The sequence below is a fragment of the Anaerotaenia torta genome (assembly GCF_050433395.1).
Lineage (GTDB): Bacteria > Bacillota > Clostridia > Lachnospirales > Lachnospiraceae > Mobilitalea > Mobilitalea torta.
This window is the reverse complement of record NZ_JBNPXH010000009.1, coordinates 194,969-210,487: the sequence shown is the minus strand read 5'-3', so window position 1 is coordinate 210,487 and position 15,519 is coordinate 194,969. Positions and strand designations below refer to the sequence as shown.

The 15,519-nt window shown below is 48.3% G+C and carries 16 protein-coding genes; 14 read left to right on the top strand and 2 right to left on the bottom strand.

Features of this window, described 5'->3' with window-relative positions:
* Positions 1–169: 169 nt before the first annotated feature.
* The 3 genes from HNQ56_RS15800 to sigG all read left to right on the top strand — a co-directional run bounded on the left by HNQ56_RS15800 (position 170) and on the right by sigG (position 2,779).
* On the top strand, positions 170–1,141 hold the full coding sequence (locus HNQ56_RS15800) for a sigma-E processing peptidase SpoIIGA (RefSeq protein ID WP_429148243.1): 972 nt from the start codon (positions 170–172) through the stop codon (positions 1,139–1,141).
* 20 nt (positions 1,142–1,161) lie between these two features.
* A complete protein-coding gene (gene sigE, locus HNQ56_RS15795) occupies positions 1,162–1,902 on the top strand; it encodes an RNA polymerase sporulation sigma factor SigE (protein ID WP_429148240.1) in 741 nt (246 codons plus the stop codon).
* A gap of 100 nt (positions 1,903–2,002) precedes the next feature.
* Positions 2,003–2,779 carry an RNA polymerase sporulation sigma factor SigG gene (gene sigG, locus HNQ56_RS15790; RefSeq protein ID WP_429148237.1) on the top strand — a complete coding sequence of 259 codons (777 nt, stop codon included), beginning with the start codon at positions 2,003–2,005 and terminating at the stop codon, positions 2,777–2,779.
* An 82-nt stretch (positions 2,780–2,861) separates the two neighbouring features.
* On the opposite strand, the gene HNQ56_RS15785 is transcribed toward sigG, so the two are convergent.
* Both HNQ56_RS15785 and nrdR read right to left on the bottom strand, forming a co-directional pair.
* The gene (locus HNQ56_RS15785; RefSeq protein WP_429148234.1) at positions 2,862–3,746 is read right to left on the bottom strand and encodes an ROK family protein; all 885 of its coding nucleotides are present in this window, start codon (positions 3,744–3,746) and stop codon (positions 2,862–2,864) included.
* 19 nt (positions 3,747–3,765) lie between these two features.
* Entirely contained in the window at positions 3,766–4,218 is a 453-nt protein-coding gene (nrdR, locus tag HNQ56_RS15780; protein ID WP_429148231.1) for a transcriptional regulator NrdR, read from the bottom strand.
* Between the two features lie 113 nt (positions 4,219–4,331).
* On the opposite strand from nrdR, the gene HNQ56_RS15775 reads away from it, so the two are divergent.
* The 11 genes from HNQ56_RS15775 (at position 4,332) to HNQ56_RS15725 (ending at position 15,512) form a co-directional block, all read left to right on the top strand.
* Positions 4,332–4,601 carry a PRC-barrel domain-containing protein gene (locus HNQ56_RS15775; RefSeq protein ID WP_429148228.1) on the top strand — a complete coding sequence of 90 codons (270 nt, stop codon included), beginning with the start codon at positions 4,332–4,334 and terminating at the stop codon, positions 4,599–4,601.
* Between the two features lie 63 nt (positions 4,602–4,664).
* A complete protein-coding gene (locus HNQ56_RS15770) occupies positions 4,665–6,197 on the top strand; it encodes a YifB family Mg chelatase-like AAA ATPase (protein WP_429148225.1) in 1,533 nt (510 codons plus the stop codon).
* 108 nt (positions 6,198–6,305) lie between these two features.
* Entirely contained in the window at positions 6,306–7,484 is a 1,179-nt protein-coding gene (dprA, locus tag HNQ56_RS15765) for a DNA-processing protein DprA (RefSeq protein WP_429148222.1), read from the top strand.
* Positions 7,469–9,517 carry a type I DNA topoisomerase gene (gene topA / locus HNQ56_RS15760; protein WP_429148220.1) on the top strand — a complete coding sequence of 683 codons (2,049 nt, stop codon included), beginning with the start codon at positions 7,469–7,471 and terminating at the stop codon, positions 9,515–9,517. The genes dprA and topA overlap by 16 nt, the downstream gene beginning before the upstream one ends.
* Before the next feature lie 202 nt (positions 9,518–9,719).
* Positions 9,720–10,493 (top strand): GTP-sensing pleiotropic transcriptional regulator CodY, encoded by a 774-nt coding sequence (codY, locus tag HNQ56_RS15755; protein ID WP_429148217.1) that lies wholly within the window; start codon positions 9,720–9,722, stop codon positions 10,491–10,493.
* A gap of 313 nt (positions 10,494–10,806) precedes the next feature.
* Positions 10,807–11,193: a flagellar basal body rod protein FlgB gene (flgB, locus tag HNQ56_RS15750; protein WP_429148214.1), complete on the top strand. Its 387-nt coding sequence runs from the start codon at positions 10,807–10,809 to the stop codon at positions 11,191–11,193.
* Positions 11,194–11,288: 95 nt separating this feature from the next.
* A complete protein-coding gene (flgC, locus tag HNQ56_RS15745; RefSeq protein WP_429148211.1) occupies positions 11,289–11,726 on the top strand; it encodes a flagellar basal body rod protein FlgC in 438 nt (145 codons plus the stop codon).
* A 15-nt stretch (positions 11,727–11,741) separates the two neighbouring features.
* Entirely contained in the window at positions 11,742–12,053 is a 312-nt protein-coding gene (gene fliE, locus HNQ56_RS15740; RefSeq protein ID WP_429148208.1) for a flagellar hook-basal body complex protein FliE, read from the top strand.
* Positions 12,054–12,097: 44 nt separating this feature from the next.
* Complete coding sequence (locus HNQ56_RS15735; RefSeq protein WP_429148205.1) at positions 12,098–13,693, top strand: hypothetical protein; 1,596 nt, start codon at positions 12,098–12,100, stop codon at positions 13,691–13,693.
* 15 nt (positions 13,694–13,708) lie between these two features.
* On the top strand, positions 13,709–14,722 hold the full coding sequence (fliG, locus tag HNQ56_RS15730; RefSeq protein WP_429148202.1) for a flagellar motor switch protein FliG: 1,014 nt from the start codon (positions 13,709–13,711) through the stop codon (positions 14,720–14,722).
* Entirely contained in the window at positions 14,715–15,512 is a 798-nt protein-coding gene (locus HNQ56_RS15725; RefSeq protein WP_429148199.1) for a FliH/SctL family protein, read from the top strand. The genes fliG and HNQ56_RS15725 overlap by 8 nt, the downstream gene beginning before the upstream one ends.
* Positions 15,513–15,519: the final 7 nt, after the last annotated feature.

Here is a 15,519-nt window from a genome sequence, read left to right as displayed (position 1 = left end):
ATTTGACGGCCTTTTTTGTCTTGGAAAATCGATTTCATTAAAAAAAGGTAGAATTATGAAAATGAAAAACATGGAATGAAAGCCAGGAACTGACATAATTTGGAAGAGAAACAAGTTATAATCGGTTATGTACCTGTGAACTTCTGCTGAATAAAGGAGGAGGTGAAAATTGTATATTGAAATTTATCCGGATATGGTATTTGTCCTGAATTTCCTTATGGATTTCCTCCTGCTGGTTCTCGTGAAAGCGGTGAACCGGAAGCAGAGTAAGGTATGGCGTATGCTGGCAGGTGCGGCTGCAGGGGGAATGTGTGCCGTACTCATCAGTCTGCTGCCCTGGCTGAACAGCATCAGCGCCTTCCATGACAGGGCGGGACTGCTTCGGGGACTTCAGACAGCGGTAAAACTGCTGGGCATGCCTCCGATGCTGCTGATCGCCTTTGGAAGAGTGAAATGGAGTGATTTCTTAAAACAGATCATAAGCCTGTTTTTGATCACCTGTTTTGCGGGAGGGCTGATGAATTCCTTGTATTACGATACGAAATTGGGACTGTATCTGCTTCATTGGGGAGATGTGGTCATCCTCAGCAATATTTCCATGGGCTTTGTGGCTGTGGTAATGACGGGAGTGCTTTTTCTGGCCGCAGGGCTTTTGCTCCTCCGGCGCTATTTCAGGCACAGGGATAAGGAGGTGTACAGGGTGGAGCTTTCCTATGAGGGCAGGAGGCTTCAGACCTCGGGTCTGATGGACACGGGGAATTGTCTTGTGGATCCTCTGTATCACAGACCGGTAATCGTCATTGAACGGGAGCTTTTGAAGGAGCTTTTGCCCAGGGATGCCATGGATGAATTTGAGAATACAAAACATTATCTCAGGGGAGAATATGACGGAAGTGAGAGTGCTTTGGCTCTGGACCGGTCCGGTGCCGCCGGAAGGCTGTTTCCCCGTTTGAGAACGATCCCCTATACTTCCGTTGGGAATGCCCGGGGAATCATGTTTGGGCTGATGCTGGATCACATTCTGATTCATACGGGGAAGGAATGTGTGTGCTGCAACAAGGTGACTGCGGCAATTTCGGATCATCCGTTATCGCCGAAAGAGGAATACCATGTTATTTTACATAGGGAACTTTTAATATAAGTAATCTTGGGAGGTTGAGTATGCTTTTAAAGTTATCGATACAGAATAAATTTCAATTTCGGATGATCCCGGACATTAGAACAATCATATTCGGACATAAAGGAGAGATACATTACATCGGCGGTGCCGAGGTTCTTCCGCCGCCCCTGGATCAGATCAGGGAAGCCGAGGTAATCAGTGCCCTGGGAACGGAGAGGGACAGTGAGATGAAATCCATTCTTGTGGAGCATAATCTCAGACTGGTGGTCTACATAGCCAAGAAATTTGACAATACCGGCGTCGGAGTGGAGGATCTGATCTCCATCGGAACCATCGGTCTGATCAAAGCCATCAATACCTTTAATCCGGAAAAGAATATAAAGCTGGCCACCTATGCCTCCCGATGCATTGAAAATGAGATTCTCATGTATCTGAGACGGAACAACAAGACAAAGCTGGAGGTGTCCATTGACGAGCCCCTGAACGTGGACTGGGACGGCAACGAGCTTCTTCTCTCGGATATTCTGGGAACGGAGGAGGATGTGATCTACCGTAATATTGAGGAGGAGGTTGACCGCAAGCTGCTTCGCAAGGCCCTCTCCAAGCTGTCGGAACGGGAGCGGGTGATTGTGGATCTGCGCTTCGGGCTGAATACGGATGACGGAATTGAACGGACCCAGAAGGAAGTGGCGGATTTGCTGGGAATATCCCAATCTTATATATCACGTCTGGAAAAGAAGATTATCAAACGGCTGAAAAAAGAGATGGTACGTTTTGAATAATTAAGACATGGAAATTATTTCTTACCTTATTATCGTATAAAATGGAGCCAATGAGTGAATCATTCTTATAGAACAAAATGAATGATTCGGAGGTTTCGATATGGCTCTTTATAAGGTTGAGATTTGCGGTGTGAACACATCTAAGTTGCCATTGTTAAAAAACAGTGAAAAGGATGAATTGTTTCAGAGAATATTAAACGGCGACAAGGAGGCCAGAGAGCTTTATATTAAAGGAAATCTCAGGCTGGTGCTGTCCATTATACAGAGATTTTCAGGAAGCAATGAGAATGTGGATGATTTATTCCAGATCGGCTGTATCGGTCTTATGAAGGCAATCGATAATTTTGACATAACACAGAATGTAAAGTTCTCTACCTATGCGGTTCCTATGATCATCGGAGAGATCCGGAGATACTTAAGAGACAATAATGCAATCCGTGTGAGCCGTTCCCTCCGGGATACGGCATATAAGGCCATTTACGCCAAGGAGGCCCTGGTAAAGCGCAATGAAAAGGAGCCTACCATCAGCGAGATTGCTCAGGAAATCGGTATCAGCAAGGAGGATATCGTATATGCCCTGGATGCCATCCAGAGTCCGGTGTCCCTCTATGATCCGGTCTACGTGGAGGGCGGAGATTCCCTGTACATCATGGATCAGGTCAGTGACAAGAAGAACAAGGAGGAGAACTGGATCGAGGAAATCTCCTTGAAGGAAGCCATGGACAAATTATCCGCCAGGGAGCACAATATTATCAAGCTCCGCTTTTTTGAAGGGAAGACCCAGATGGAGGTGGCAAAGGAGATCAACATCTCCCAGGCTCAGGTCAGCCGTCTGGAGAAATCAGCATTGAAGAATATGCGAAATCATTTGATATAAATGAAGATGGGGAATATGGCAGAAAGGAGGGTATGATGATGCCCCTCCTTCCTGCTATGTTCCCTTTAAATTCGTATGTGTATCAGCAGCCGGGGCATCGCTCCAGTTCCAGCTTAGCCAGCTGTATGCATCCCATAATTCCCTGATCATCCTTCAATGAGGCAGGAACGATGTACTGATCCAGATCCTCCATCTGCGGGGTACGGATATATCCGTTTAATAAACATGCAACCTCCCTGCGGATCAGGGGAAAGAGCTGCTCCTGATGCATAACGCCGCCGCCCAGAACGATTTTATGCGGTGACAGTGTCAGGATAAAATTCGCTATTCCCTGTGCCAGGTAGAAGGCTTCCAGTTCCCATACCCTTGTATCGTCCTTGAGATCATATGCTTTTTTCATCCAGCGCTTCTCAATGGCAGGCCCGGAAGCCAGCCCTTCCATACAGTTGGGATGATACGGGCAGGCGCTCTCCAGAGAATCCTCCGGATGCCTGCTTAATAAGATATGTCCGGCTTCGGGATGCAGCGCTCCGTGGAGCAGCTGTCCGTTCATGTAGACCCCTACACCGATTCCGGTGCCGATGGTAATATAGATGCCGGAAGAAAGCCCCTTCATACATCCCCAGGTCGCCTCCCCAAGAGCCGAGGCATTGACATCGGTATCAAAACCGATGGGGATCTGTAAAGCATCCTTTATGTATCCTGCCAGATTAAAATTGGTCCATGCCAGCTTTGGTGTTGAAGTAATATAGCCATAGGTGGGAGAGTGCCGGTCAAGATCCACAGGACCAAAGGAACCGATACCCAGAGCCCGGATATCTTTATCCTGAAAATAATCGATAATTCTTGCCATCGTGATGTCCGGCGTTTCTGTCGGAATGGAACGCTGTTCCAGAATCTCTCCGTTTTCATTTCCCAGTGCCATCACCATCTTAGTGCCGCCTGCTTCTAAGGCTCCAAATAACATTCTGTCTACCTCCGCCTCATTAGTTTTCTAGTATTTTCTTTAATTCGTCCATAAAAGTGTTGACATCCTTGAACTCGCGGTAAACCGATGCAAAGCGTACATAGGCTACCGGATCCAGGTCCTTTAGCTTGTCCATCAGAATTTCCCCGATTACATAGCTGGGTATCTCCTTGTCCTCCCGATTAAAGATGGCAGTCTCGACCTCATCTACGAGAGAGGTAATCTGATCTACCGAGATGGGCCGTTTATGACAGGAGCGGAATATCCCGGCTTCAATCTTGGAACGTTCATAGGGTTCGCGGTTATTGTCCTTTTTAATAACTACAAGGGGGATGGTTTCTATTTTCTCATAAGTGGTAAACCGGCGCTGGCATCCGTCGCACTGGCGGCGTCTGCGAATGGAGTTATTCTCATCCGACGGTCTTGAATCGATTACGCGGGTATTGTCTGTACCGCAAAACGGGCATTTCATAGTAATATCCTCCTGATTGGTTGGGTGATCCTCATTCTGATTATATTGAAGTTTTCCCCAACGGTCAAGACAATAATTCATCCTTTGCAACATATAATGGATTGAGTAACATTATGGGTGATTTTATGCGCTTTTGCGAGCTTCGGGAAAAGGAAGTCATTAACTGCAGGGATTGTGTCCGGCTGGGCTTTGTCTGCGATATCGAATTTGATGTTTGTACCGGAATGATCACACATATTATCGTTCCGGGTCCCTGTAAAATCTGGGGTCTTTTCGGCAGGGATCATGAATATGTAATCAGCCGCAGCCACATCTGTCAGATCGGTGTAGATATTATATTGGTAGATGTGGATCTTGAAAAATGTCTTGTTAAGTTAGGATAAATTTGTTATACTACGCCTAAGCAAATGATTCCTTCGTTGTGGAGAGACAAGGAAGGAGCAATTATGTTCAGTAAAGCATACAGCGCGGCAATCTTCGGGATTGACGCGCGTATTGTATCTGTCGAGGCGGATGTCAGCGACGGCTTGCCGGTCTTTGATATGGTGGGCTATCTGGGTTCCGAGGTGAAGGAAGCCAGGGAAAGAGTGCGGGTCGCCATTAAGAATTCGGGATACCGGCTTCCGGCCAAGCGTATCACCGTCAACCTGTCCCCTGCCGATGTGCGCAAGGAAGGGACTGCCTTTGATCTGTCTGTAGCAATTGCAATTCTAACGGCCTTTGGCCATCTTCCCCAGGAGTGTCTGAAGAACACTCTGATCGTGGGGGAACTCAGCTTAAACGGGAATGTGAATAAGGTAAGAGGTGTCCTGCCGGTGGTGTATTCCGCAAAGGAGCAGGGCTTTACCAGGTGCGTCGTTCCTCAGGAGAATGCGGGGGAAGGAGCCGTGGTGCAGGGAATCGCCGTCTATGGGATATCCACTCTCACAGAGGCTGTCCTGCTGCTTCAGGGAGAGCTCAGGAAGGAACCGGAGCAGGTGGATGTGGCAGGCCTCTTTGCCGAAGACGGCAGGGAGGATGTTCTTGACTTTTCAGATGTAACAGGGCAGCTGGCTGCAAAACGGGCCATTGAAATTGCGGTATCCGGTATGCATAACCTCCTGATGATCGGCCCTCCCGGCTCCGGCAAGACCATGCTGGCAAAACGGATTCCCACTGTTATGCCGGAGCTTTCCCTCGAGGAAAGCATGGAAATCTCCAAAATCTACAGTATCGCAGGATTGATGAAACAGCAGCCCCTGATCACCAGACGGCCCTTTCGCAGCCCTCACCACACCATCACCGCTCCGGCTCTGACAGGAGGAGGAAAGGGGCCCCAGCCGGGAGAAATCAGTCTGGCTCATCTTGGCGTCCTGTTTCTGGACGAATTTCCCGAATTCCAAAAGAATACCATAGAAGTGCTGCGCCAACCCATGGAGGAGAAATCCGTTACCATAGCCAGGCTCAATGCCTCCTATTGCTATCCTGCCGACTGCATGACCGTAGCCGCAATGAATCCCTGCTCCTGCGGTTATTATCCGGACCGGAACCGCTGTAATTGCTCATTGAATCAGATCAAGAGATATCTGGGGAGGATATCCCAGCCGCTGCTGGACCGTTTTGATATCTGTACCGAGGCGCAGCAGGTGAATTATCAGGAGCTCCGGCATTTAACAGGACAGGAGGCCTCCGCGCAGATCCGCCGGAGAGTCGCCGGGGCGCGCCGTATCCAATTGGAACGCTATCATGGAGAGAAGATCTATTTCAATTCCCAGCTGACTCCCGGATTGATTAAAAAATACTGTAAGCTGGAAGCCAGGGAGCAGTCATTGCTGGAAGAAGCCTTTGTTAAAATGAACCTCAGTGCCCGGGCCTACCACCGGATTCTTAAGGTGGCGCGCACCGCTGCGGATCTGGAGGGAAGTGAGAGGATTACGGCAAGACATATCAGCGAAGCCATCTGTTATCGGAGCATAGATCGGAAATATTGGGGGGAATGACACTCTGAATAAAAACAGATTACCGGGGCTGTAAAATCACCCGGCAATTTGAAGAAAAGAAAACTAAAAAGAAAACAGATAAGAAATCAGGAAAGGAAACAGAACAGAATGGAGAAGATAGAGTATCAGTATTGGCTGGCGAATTTGAAGAACATTGGTCTCAGGAAGATTGACGTCCTGCTGAAGCTCTTCGGAACGGCGGAGGCAGTCTATAAGGCTGCAGAAAAGGAGCTTTATGCGTTAAAAAAGGACAAAGCCCTGCCGGACCGGTTTAGTGAAGCGGATATAGAAACAGTCCTCAGGAACCGGGATGCGGGCAGAATCCATGATGACTATACTAAACTTCTTTCCCGCGGCATATATTTTGTCACAAGGGAAGATACGGAATATCCCGGGCAGCTGCGTCATATCTGCGGAGCGCCCTACGGTCTGTATGTCAGAGGAAGGCTTCCCGGACAGGAAGAGAAGCTGCTGGCGGTGGTCGGGGCCAGGGACTGCTCCCCCTATGGCAGAGAGATGGCTGCCTGGCTGGCGGGTGCGGCGGCGAAGGCAGGCATCGGTATCGTCAGCGGACTGGCCAGGGGAGTTGACCGCTATGCCCATGAGGGAGCCTTGGCAGCAGGGGGAAGAACCTATGGAGTGATGGGGTGCGGGATTGATATCTGCTACCCGAGGGAACATATCAATCTTTATATGGAAATAAAAAAAGAGGGTGGGATCATCAGTGAATATGCCCCGGGAACTCAACCGGCAGCCGGCAATTTTCCTGTGCGTAACCGTATCATCAGCGGACTCTGCCAGGGCATTCTTGTGGTGGAAGCAAGACAGAAGAGCGGTTCACTGATCACGGTGGACCAGGGATTGGAGCAGGGAAAGGAGATTTATGCTCTGCCGGGAAGAGCGATGGACCGGCTCAGTGAAGGATGTAATAATTTAATAAAAATGGGGGCAAAATTAATTACATCTCCAAAAGATATTCTGGAAGATTATTTTCCAAATTATGAACAAAATATGGACGAATTGAAAAAAAATAATAAACAGCTTGAAAAAGTAGAAAAAATAGTATATGCTTCTCTTTGTTTGGAACCGAGGAGTATGGAAGAGCTGGCCCGGATGACCGGACTTCCCGTGGATGTCCTCATGGAGAAGCTGTTTTTTCTGGAACTTCAGGGTTATGCCAGACAGATTGGGAAAAATTATTATGTAGCGCAGGAAGTATTTCCTGACCATAGGGTGGATGAGCTGCAAACAGAAATGAGGGAAATAGATACATGCCAAAATATCTAGTGATCGTGGAATCACCGGCAAAGGCCAAGACGATTAAGAAATTTCTCGGAGCGAATTATGAGGTTCTTGCATCCAACGGCCATGTCAGGGATTTGCCGAAGAGCCAGCTGGGATTTGATAGAGATAACGATTTTGAACCGAAGTATATTACCATCCGGGGGAAGGGGGACCTGCTGGCCAAGCTTCGCAAGGAAGTGAAGAAGGCTGACAAGGTATACCTGGCGACTGACCCCGACCGTGAGGGAGAGGCAATCTCCTGGCATTTGTCCAAGACATTAAAATTAGAAGAGAAGGATTCCAGCAGAATTACCTTTAATGAGATTACCAAGAATGCTGTGAAGAATTCCATCAAGGAAGCAAGGGAAATCGATATGGATCTGGTGAACGCCCAGCAGGCAAGAAGAATGCTGGACCGTATGGTGGGTTACCGGATCAGCCCCCTGCTGTGGTCCAAGGTGAAACGGGGCTTAAGCGCGGGCCGGGTTCAGTCGGTAGCGCTGAGAATTATCTGTGACCGGGAGGATGAGATCAATGCTTTTGTTCCCGAGGAATACTGGACTCTGGAGGCGGAATTTGAGCAAAAAGGCAAGAAAAAGCCTCTGATCGCAAAGCTGAACGGTTCTAAGAAGGTTATCCGCAGCGAAGCGGAGATGCAGGAGGTAGTCAAACAGCTTAAGAATGCAGTCTTTACGGTAGCGGAGATCAAGAAATCGGAGCGGATCCGTAAGGCTCCCCTTCCTTTTACCACCAGCACGCTCCAGCAGGAGGCGGCCAAGGCTTTGAACCTCTCCCCCCAGAAGACCATGCAGGTGGCACAGCAGCTGTATGAGGGCGTGGATATCAAGGGACACGGAACCGTCGGTCTGATCAGCTACCTGCGTACGGACTCCGTGCGGGTCAGCGATGAGGCGGATCAGGCGGCCAAGGAATTTATTAAGGCACGATACGGGGAAGAGTTTGTTGCCCTGGCGGAGAACCAGGGCCGCACGGGCAAAAAGATACAGGATGCCCACGAGGCCATCCGGCCCACTTATGTGGAGTTTACACCCGATGAATTAAAGCAGAGCCTCAGCAGGGACCAATTCCGTCTCTACCAGTTAATATGGAAGCGTTTTGTAGCAAGCCGGATGCAGCCGGCCCGGTATGAGACCACCTCTGTCAAGATCGATGCCAATGGGCTGAAATTTACCGCATCTGCCTCCAAGCTGGTTTTTGACGGCTTTATGGGGGTATATATTCCCGAAGAGGAGGAAGAAGAGGCCGGTGTCTCTCTCGACAGCCTGAAGGAAGGGGATCAGCTGAAGCTGCAGAAGCTGGATCAGAACCAGCATTTTACCCAGCCCCCGGCTCATTATACGGAGGCCTCCCTGGTAAAGACGCTGGAGGAGCTGGGCATTGGAAGGCCGAGCACCTACGCGCCTACCATCGGCACCATTATAGCCAGACGTTATGTGATCCGGGAGAATAAGAATCTCTATGTGACGGAGCTGGGCGAAGCGGTGAATAATATTATGAAGGCCGCCTTCTCCAGCATTGTGGATGTAAATTTTACCGCCAACATGGAATCCCTGCTGGATTGTGTGGAGGATGGAACCGTGCAGTGGAAGACCGTAATCAGCAATTTCTATCCGGATCTGGAAGAGGCGGTGGAGAATGCTCATATCGAATTGGATAAGATACAGATTGCGGATGAGGTATCCGATGAGCTCTGTGAGGTCTGCGGCCGGAACATGGTGGTGAAATACGGACCTCATGGCAAATTCCTGGCCTGCCCCGGATTTCCGGACTGCAAGAATACCAAGCCCTATCTGGAGAAGATCGGGGTGGATTGTCCCTACTGCGGCGGAGATATTGTCCTTAAGAAGACGAAGAAGGGCAGGAAATATTACGGTTGTGTCAACAATCCCGACTGTGAATTCATGACCTGGCAGAAGCCTTCCGCCACCCGCTGCGAGAAATGCGGCGGAATTATGCTGGAGAAGGGCAATAAGCTGGTGTGTGAGAATTCAAAATGCGGTTTTGTATTAAAATAAAGTATCAATTTTGAAAATACTTATAATTGGATGCAAAAAATGAAAATTATATATAAATGTGTGTCAAAACGCCAAAAAGCCTATTGTTTTTCGTGATAACATGTGATAAGATTGAAAAGGTGTAACAATTTGTCTTTTGACCTTAGTCATCATGTTAGATGGGAGCCTGGAGGGGTCTGGAGAAACTGGGAGGAACCATGGGATGAGTGTACAATTACTGGATAAAACAAGAAAGATTAATAACCTGCTGCATAACAACAATTCACACAAGGTTGTATTTAATGATATCTGCGTGGTTCTCAGCGATATACTGGCCTCCAATGTATTGGTCATCAGCCGGAAGGGAAAGGTGCTGGGGATCAAGAATCGCAGCGACATTGTTGAGATAAGGGAATTGATCAAGGATACGGTGGGGCGGCATATTGACGGCTTGCTGAATGAAAGGCTTCTCAATATATTGTCCACCAAAGAGAATGTGAATTTGAGAACCTTAGGCTTTGAATTCGAGAATGTCGACATCTACCAGGCAATTATAACACCGATTGATATAGCAGGAGAGAGGCTGGGTACTCTGTTTTTATATAAGAACGGTTCCCAATATACTCTGGATGATATTATTTTAAGCGAGTACGGTACTACGGTGGTGGGGCTTGAGATGATGCGTTCCGTCAACGAAGAGAATGCGGAGGAGAACCGGAAGGTGCAGATTGTGAAGTCTGCCATCAGCACCCTGAGTTTCTCGGAGCTGGAGGCGATTACTCATATCTTTGAAGAGCTGAAGGGCAATGAAGGGATACTGGTGGCCAGTAAGATCGCTGACCGGGTGGGAATTACCCGATCCGTGATTGTCAATGCTCTTCGCAAGTTTGAAAGCGCGGGAGTGATTGAATCCCGTTCCTCCGGCATGAAAGGGACGTACATTCGCGTTTTGAACGATGTTGTATTCGATGAATTGAAAAATTTAAGTCATTCATGATGAATGATTGTGTGCGCAAAAGGATTTGTGGGAAGAAAGTCTCATAAATCCTTTTTTGTGCAGATGATAAAATGTCAAAATATGTCATGTATATTTCTGGATACAATATATTGGCAGGAAAACGAATTGTGATCAATATATTGTATATGGAAGGGATCGGAAACACTTTTGGCGTTCTCAATATCTGGGATATTTTCTTCGTTTTTTTACCCAGATTATACAAAAGGTAGTATAATTATACTAATTTTTCAAATATATCTTGTGTTTTCGCCATTATTCATTATAATTGAATTATTGAGAAAGGAGTGCTAATATGATTGGCTCGAATGCGTTTAATTACATTGATGTGCTGCATAAGGCGGCAAATGCAGGTTGGAAGCGCAATGAAATTATTGTTAATAACATTGCCAATGATGATACCCCCGGATATAAGAGGAAGGATGTTCAGTTTGAATCCTACCTGATGTCGTCCCTGTTGGGGGATGGCTCCCTGGATAAGAGAGTAGCCAATGCCAAGCTGAACAGGCTGGATGGAAGAGTGTACACAGACTATTCCAATATGAGCTACCGTCTGGACGGCAACAATGTGGATATTGACCAGGAGGAGGCTAACCTGGCAAGGAATTACCTCCGAACCACCGGCCTGATGGATTCCATAAGTCAGGAATTTAACCGCATCAAAACGGTTCTTACCAAATAGGCAAGTCCGGCACAGGAAACAAAGAAGATAAGGATGTCATTATAGATCACGGAAGATGATTGTACCGCAGGAAGCGGTAGAATGGAGAAGAACAGATGTCATTTATGAATGGTATGAATGTCAGTGCCAGCGGCATGTCGGCACAGCGGCTGAGGCTTGATATTATCTCACAGAATATTGCAAATGTAAGTACGACCCGTGATGCGGACGGCAATGTGTATCGCCGTAAAACAGTGGTGTTTTCAGAAAAGGATGTGACCCCCTTCGGCGACATACTGATGAAGAGCTCGGGAACGGTGGGGAACGGTGTTAAGGTTACACAGATTGCAGAGGATACCAAATCCGCCATGAGAAGGGTATATGATCCCTCCCATCCGGATTCAGACGAGGATGGATATGTAACTTATCCTAATGTTAACCCGGTACAGGAGATGACCGATATGATCAGCGCCTCCCGCTCCTTTGAAGCCAATGTCACCGCTTTTAATGCCACTAAGAATATGGCGCTGAAAGCTCTTGAAATAGGAAAATAACAGGAGGCGTAATCCATGAACATCACATCCATCGGTAGTATAGCGGATTTTACCAAGAATGGTCTGCAGTCCGTAAAAGGAGTAACACCAAACAATAACGCGACCTTTGAGAGCCTGTTTCAGGCTGCGGTCAATATGGTGCAGGAGACCAATGCCTATACCAATGCAGCGGAGGAGGCAGAGATGGCCAATGCCATGGGACTGTTAGATAATCCTGTTGATTTGCAGGTCGCCCAGTATAAGGCAAATCTGTCATTACAGTATACCGTTGCGGTTCGCAATGCGGTATTAGACGCTTACAAAGAGATTATGAACATGCAGTTCTGATGAAAATTCTGCAAATACATACTTACTAAGGAGCATAAAGGGTAATGGCAGATCGATTAAAACAGCTACCAAAGCAATTGCTTGATTTTTGGAATAAATATACCAGCAAGCAGAAGACGATTATTGTCAGCGTCTTCTGTGTTGTTGTGTTCGCATTTACCTTTTTGATCTACCTGTGGCAGAAGGTGGACTATGAAGTACTGACCATTACGGAGAGCTCGGCGGATGCCAGCGCCGTGATTGAGCTCCTCAAAGAGGAGGGTATTAAATGGCGGCTGGAGGATGACAGGGTAACCGTTATGGTAGATACCAAACGGTATTCGGATGCGGTACTGCTGATTGCCAGCAATGATATGCCGTCGGTTGGGCTCAGTCTGGATGAGCTGATTAACAATAGTTTGAGTACGACGAATTATGACCGTTCACTGAAGTTGAATTTATATCTGCAGAACAATGTGCGCAATTACATAAAGACCATGGAAGGTGTGGAGGATGCCCAGGTATTTTATATTCCTTCGGAGAGCACGACTTCCATCTTAACCGAGGCCCAGGATACCAGCGCCGGTGTCCTGCTGACAACAAACGATGATTTTCAGGTAAGGACGGCGGAGACTATCGCCGAGATGCTGGCCTCTATTATTGGGAACAAATCGGCGGACAAGATCCGGGTAACCGATCAGAAGGGGAACCTGCTCTATGGAGGAGGGAAGGACCTTTATTCGGGTATGGTGAATTCCGCCATGGATTATAAGGACAAGCTGCGCAACACCTTTATTAACAATCTTTATATGCTCCTTTTGAAAGCCGGAGATTACGAGGATGTGGTAATCGCACCGAATTTGGCTCTCAACATGGATGAGGTGGAGGAGCTTTATTCTGAGCTGCTGCCGGCACCGGATCAGGAACAGGGCTTTCTTGGTCATGACTACAGATATAAATCACAAAATGCCAATTCCTCCGGCGGGATTCCCGGCACATCTTCCAATGACGGAACCGACTATATGATACCGGATGCTTCCTCCAATAACGGCAGCGTGGATATTGAGGAGAATGATTATGTTCACAGCACCCGGGTAACCAATACAAAGCGTGAGATCGGAGCGGTCATTCCGGAGGAGTCCTCCGTGAGCATTGTACTGCGCAAGGCGGTTACATATAAGGAAGAAGAATTGGAAATGCAGGGACTGCTGGATGAGATCTCCTTTGAGGAATATGCAATGCAGAATAACAGCCGCCGAGGGGTGGAGGTAGATCCTTCTCTTTATACTCTGGCTTCCACGGCAACAGGAATTCCGGAAGGCAGGATCACGATCCTTTCTTATGAGCAGCCGGTATTCATCCCCAGAATCAGCGTGGAGAGAAGCTGGACCGATTATCTGCAGATCGCGTTGGCGGTGCTGATCGTAGCATTTCTGATCTTTGTGGTATTCCGCGGCATCCGTCCTGTTGATGTGACGGAGCTGGAGCCGGAATTGTCGGTTGAACAGCTGCTGGCAACCACCAGGGAGAACCAGACCATTGAGGATATTGAATTTGGCGAGGGTTCCGAGGTTCGCAGAATGATTGAAAAGTTTGTAGACGAACAGCCCGAGGCTGTGGCGCAGCTGCTGCGCAACTGGCTGAATGAAGATTGGGATTAGGATGGAGGTTGTGATATGGCGCGAGGCGGCAATGAGATCAACGGAATACAGAAAGCGGCTGTTTTGTTAATCTCCCTGGGGCCGGAACGGTCCGCAAGCATATTCAAGCATTTAAAAGAAGATGAGATAGAGACTATGACCCTGGAGATTGCCAATACCCGGAGCATCTCCCCGGCGACCAAGGACCAGGTCATGGATGAATTCTACCAGATATGCCTGGCTCAGCAGTATATTGCCGAGGGCGGTATCGGCTACGCCAAGGAACTGCTGGAAAAGGCGTTGGGACCGGAGAAGGCAAGGGATGTCATTGGCAAGCTGACAGCTTCCCTGCAGGTAAGGCCTTTCGAATTTGTACGAAAAACCGATGCGTCTCAGCTGCTGAACTTTATTCAGGATGAGCATCCCCAGACCATCGCTTTGATTCTGTCCTATCTGTCCCCCCAGCAGGCGGCTACCATTATCTCCTCCCTGGTGCCGGATAAGCAGGCGGATGTGGCAAAGCGTATCGCCCAGATGGACCGCACCTCTCCGGATGTGATCAAGGAAGTGGAGCGTGTGCTGGAGAGAAAGCTGGCGTCCCTGGTAAATCAGGATTACACAATCGTCGGCGGCGTAGACAATATCGTTGAAATTCTGGGCACCGTTGACCGGGGTACCGAGAAGCATATTATGGAGACCCTGGAAATTGAAGAGCCTGAGCTGGCAGATGAGATCCGGCGTAAGATGTTTGTATTTGAGGATATCCTCAGTCTTGATGATAAGTCCATCCAGAGAGTTCTGCGTGAGGTGGATAATAATGAACTGGCAGTTGCTCTGAAGGGCTCTGTGGAAGCGGTTCAGACAGTAATCTTTAACAACCTGTCCAAACGTCTTGCAACTATGATACGGGAGGATATGGAGTACATGGGCCCTATTCGTATGAAGGATGTGGAAGAGGCTCAGCAGAAGATTGTCAATATTATAAGAAAGCTGGAAGATTCCTCGGAGATTATTATTTCCAGAGGCGGAGGTGACGAGATCGTTGTCTAATGTAATTAAAGCCTACTCCATCCGCTATGAAGAGAATACGAAGCTGACCCTTGAGAACTATCTTCACATGGAGCGGGAGCTGGAGGAACGAAGAAAAAGAATTCTGCAGGAAGCAATGATCCAGAGGCAGCTGCAGGCCCAGGAGGGCTTTGTAGAGGGACTGAAGGCTATGGCGGTAGAGGTTCCTGCCGGAGAGCAGGAAACCGGGGAGAAGACAGCGAAGACTCTGGAGTATGCCAACCAGGAGGCCGCCGCAATTCTGGAGAATGCCCGGGCGGAGGCGGAGAGAATGAAAAAAGAAGCCCATGCCCAGGGACAGGCCAGAGGATATGAAGAAGGAATGCAGAAGGGCCGGGCGGAAGTACAGCAGCTAAAAGCGGAATATGAGAAAAAGGCCGAAGCCTTGGAGAAGCAGTATGAGGAAATGGTCACCTCCCTTGAGCCTGAGATCGCGGGGATTATCGCCTCTCTGGTGGAGAAGATTACCGGCATTATGATGGAAGATCATAACGAGGTGGTTCTATATCTAGTATCCCAGGCGCTGCGGCATATGGAGAAGGCGGAGGAGTATACTCTGCGGGTATCCAAAGAGAATTATGAGGCTGTGTCACTGCAGATGGATCTGCTGCTGGAGGCCATTGGCCGGGAGGCGGCGCTTCGTATCCAGGTTGATCCGATGCTGGGCAAGAACCAATGTCTGGTGGAAACCCAGGGAAAGGTGATTAACTGCAGCCTGGATGTACAGCTGAATAATCTGATTACAGATCTGAGATTGATGGCTGATAGTTAGGGCAGAT

What these genes read in the sequence shown, in the direction of transcription:
- sigE (WP_429148240.1), top strand. Translation starts at nt 1,162, where the DNA reads ATGCTTTTAAAGTTATCGATACAGAATAAATTTCAATTTCGGATGATC.
- sigG (WP_429148237.1), top strand. Translation starts at nt 2,003, where the DNA reads ATGGCTCTTTATAAGGTTGAGATTTGCGGTGTGAACACATCTAAGTTG.
- HNQ56_RS15785 (WP_429148234.1), bottom strand. Translation starts at nt 3,746, where the DNA reads ATGTTATTTGGAGCCTTAGAAGCAGGCGGCACTAAGATGGTGATGGCA.
- nrdR (WP_429148231.1), bottom strand. Translation starts at nt 4,218, where the DNA reads ATGAAATGCCCGTTTTGCGGTACAGACAATACCCGCGTAATCGATTCA.
- HNQ56_RS15775 (WP_429148228.1), top strand. Translation starts at nt 4,332, where the DNA reads ATGGGTGATTTTATGCGCTTTTGCGAGCTTCGGGAAAAGGAAGTCATT.
- HNQ56_RS15770 (WP_429148225.1), top strand. Translation starts at nt 4,665, where the DNA reads ATGTTCAGTAAAGCATACAGCGCGGCAATCTTCGGGATTGACGCGCGT.
- dprA (WP_429148222.1), top strand. Translation starts at nt 6,306, where the DNA reads ATGGAGAAGATAGAGTATCAGTATTGGCTGGCGAATTTGAAGAACATT.
- topA (WP_429148220.1), top strand. Translation starts at nt 7,469, where the DNA reads ATGCCAAAATATCTAGTGATCGTGGAATCACCGGCAAAGGCCAAGACG.
- codY (WP_429148217.1), top strand. Translation starts at nt 9,720, where the DNA reads ATGAGTGTACAATTACTGGATAAAACAAGAAAGATTAATAACCTGCTG.
- flgB (WP_429148214.1), top strand. Translation starts at nt 10,807, where the DNA reads ATGATTGGCTCGAATGCGTTTAATTACATTGATGTGCTGCATAAGGCG.
- flgC (WP_429148211.1), top strand. Translation starts at nt 11,289, where the DNA reads ATGTCATTTATGAATGGTATGAATGTCAGTGCCAGCGGCATGTCGGCA.
- fliE (WP_429148208.1), top strand. Translation starts at nt 11,742, where the DNA reads ATGAACATCACATCCATCGGTAGTATAGCGGATTTTACCAAGAATGGT.
- HNQ56_RS15735 (WP_429148205.1), top strand. Translation starts at nt 12,098, where the DNA reads ATGGCAGATCGATTAAAACAGCTACCAAAGCAATTGCTTGATTTTTGG.
- fliG (WP_429148202.1), top strand. Translation starts at nt 13,709, where the DNA reads ATGGCGCGAGGCGGCAATGAGATCAACGGAATACAGAAAGCGGCTGTT.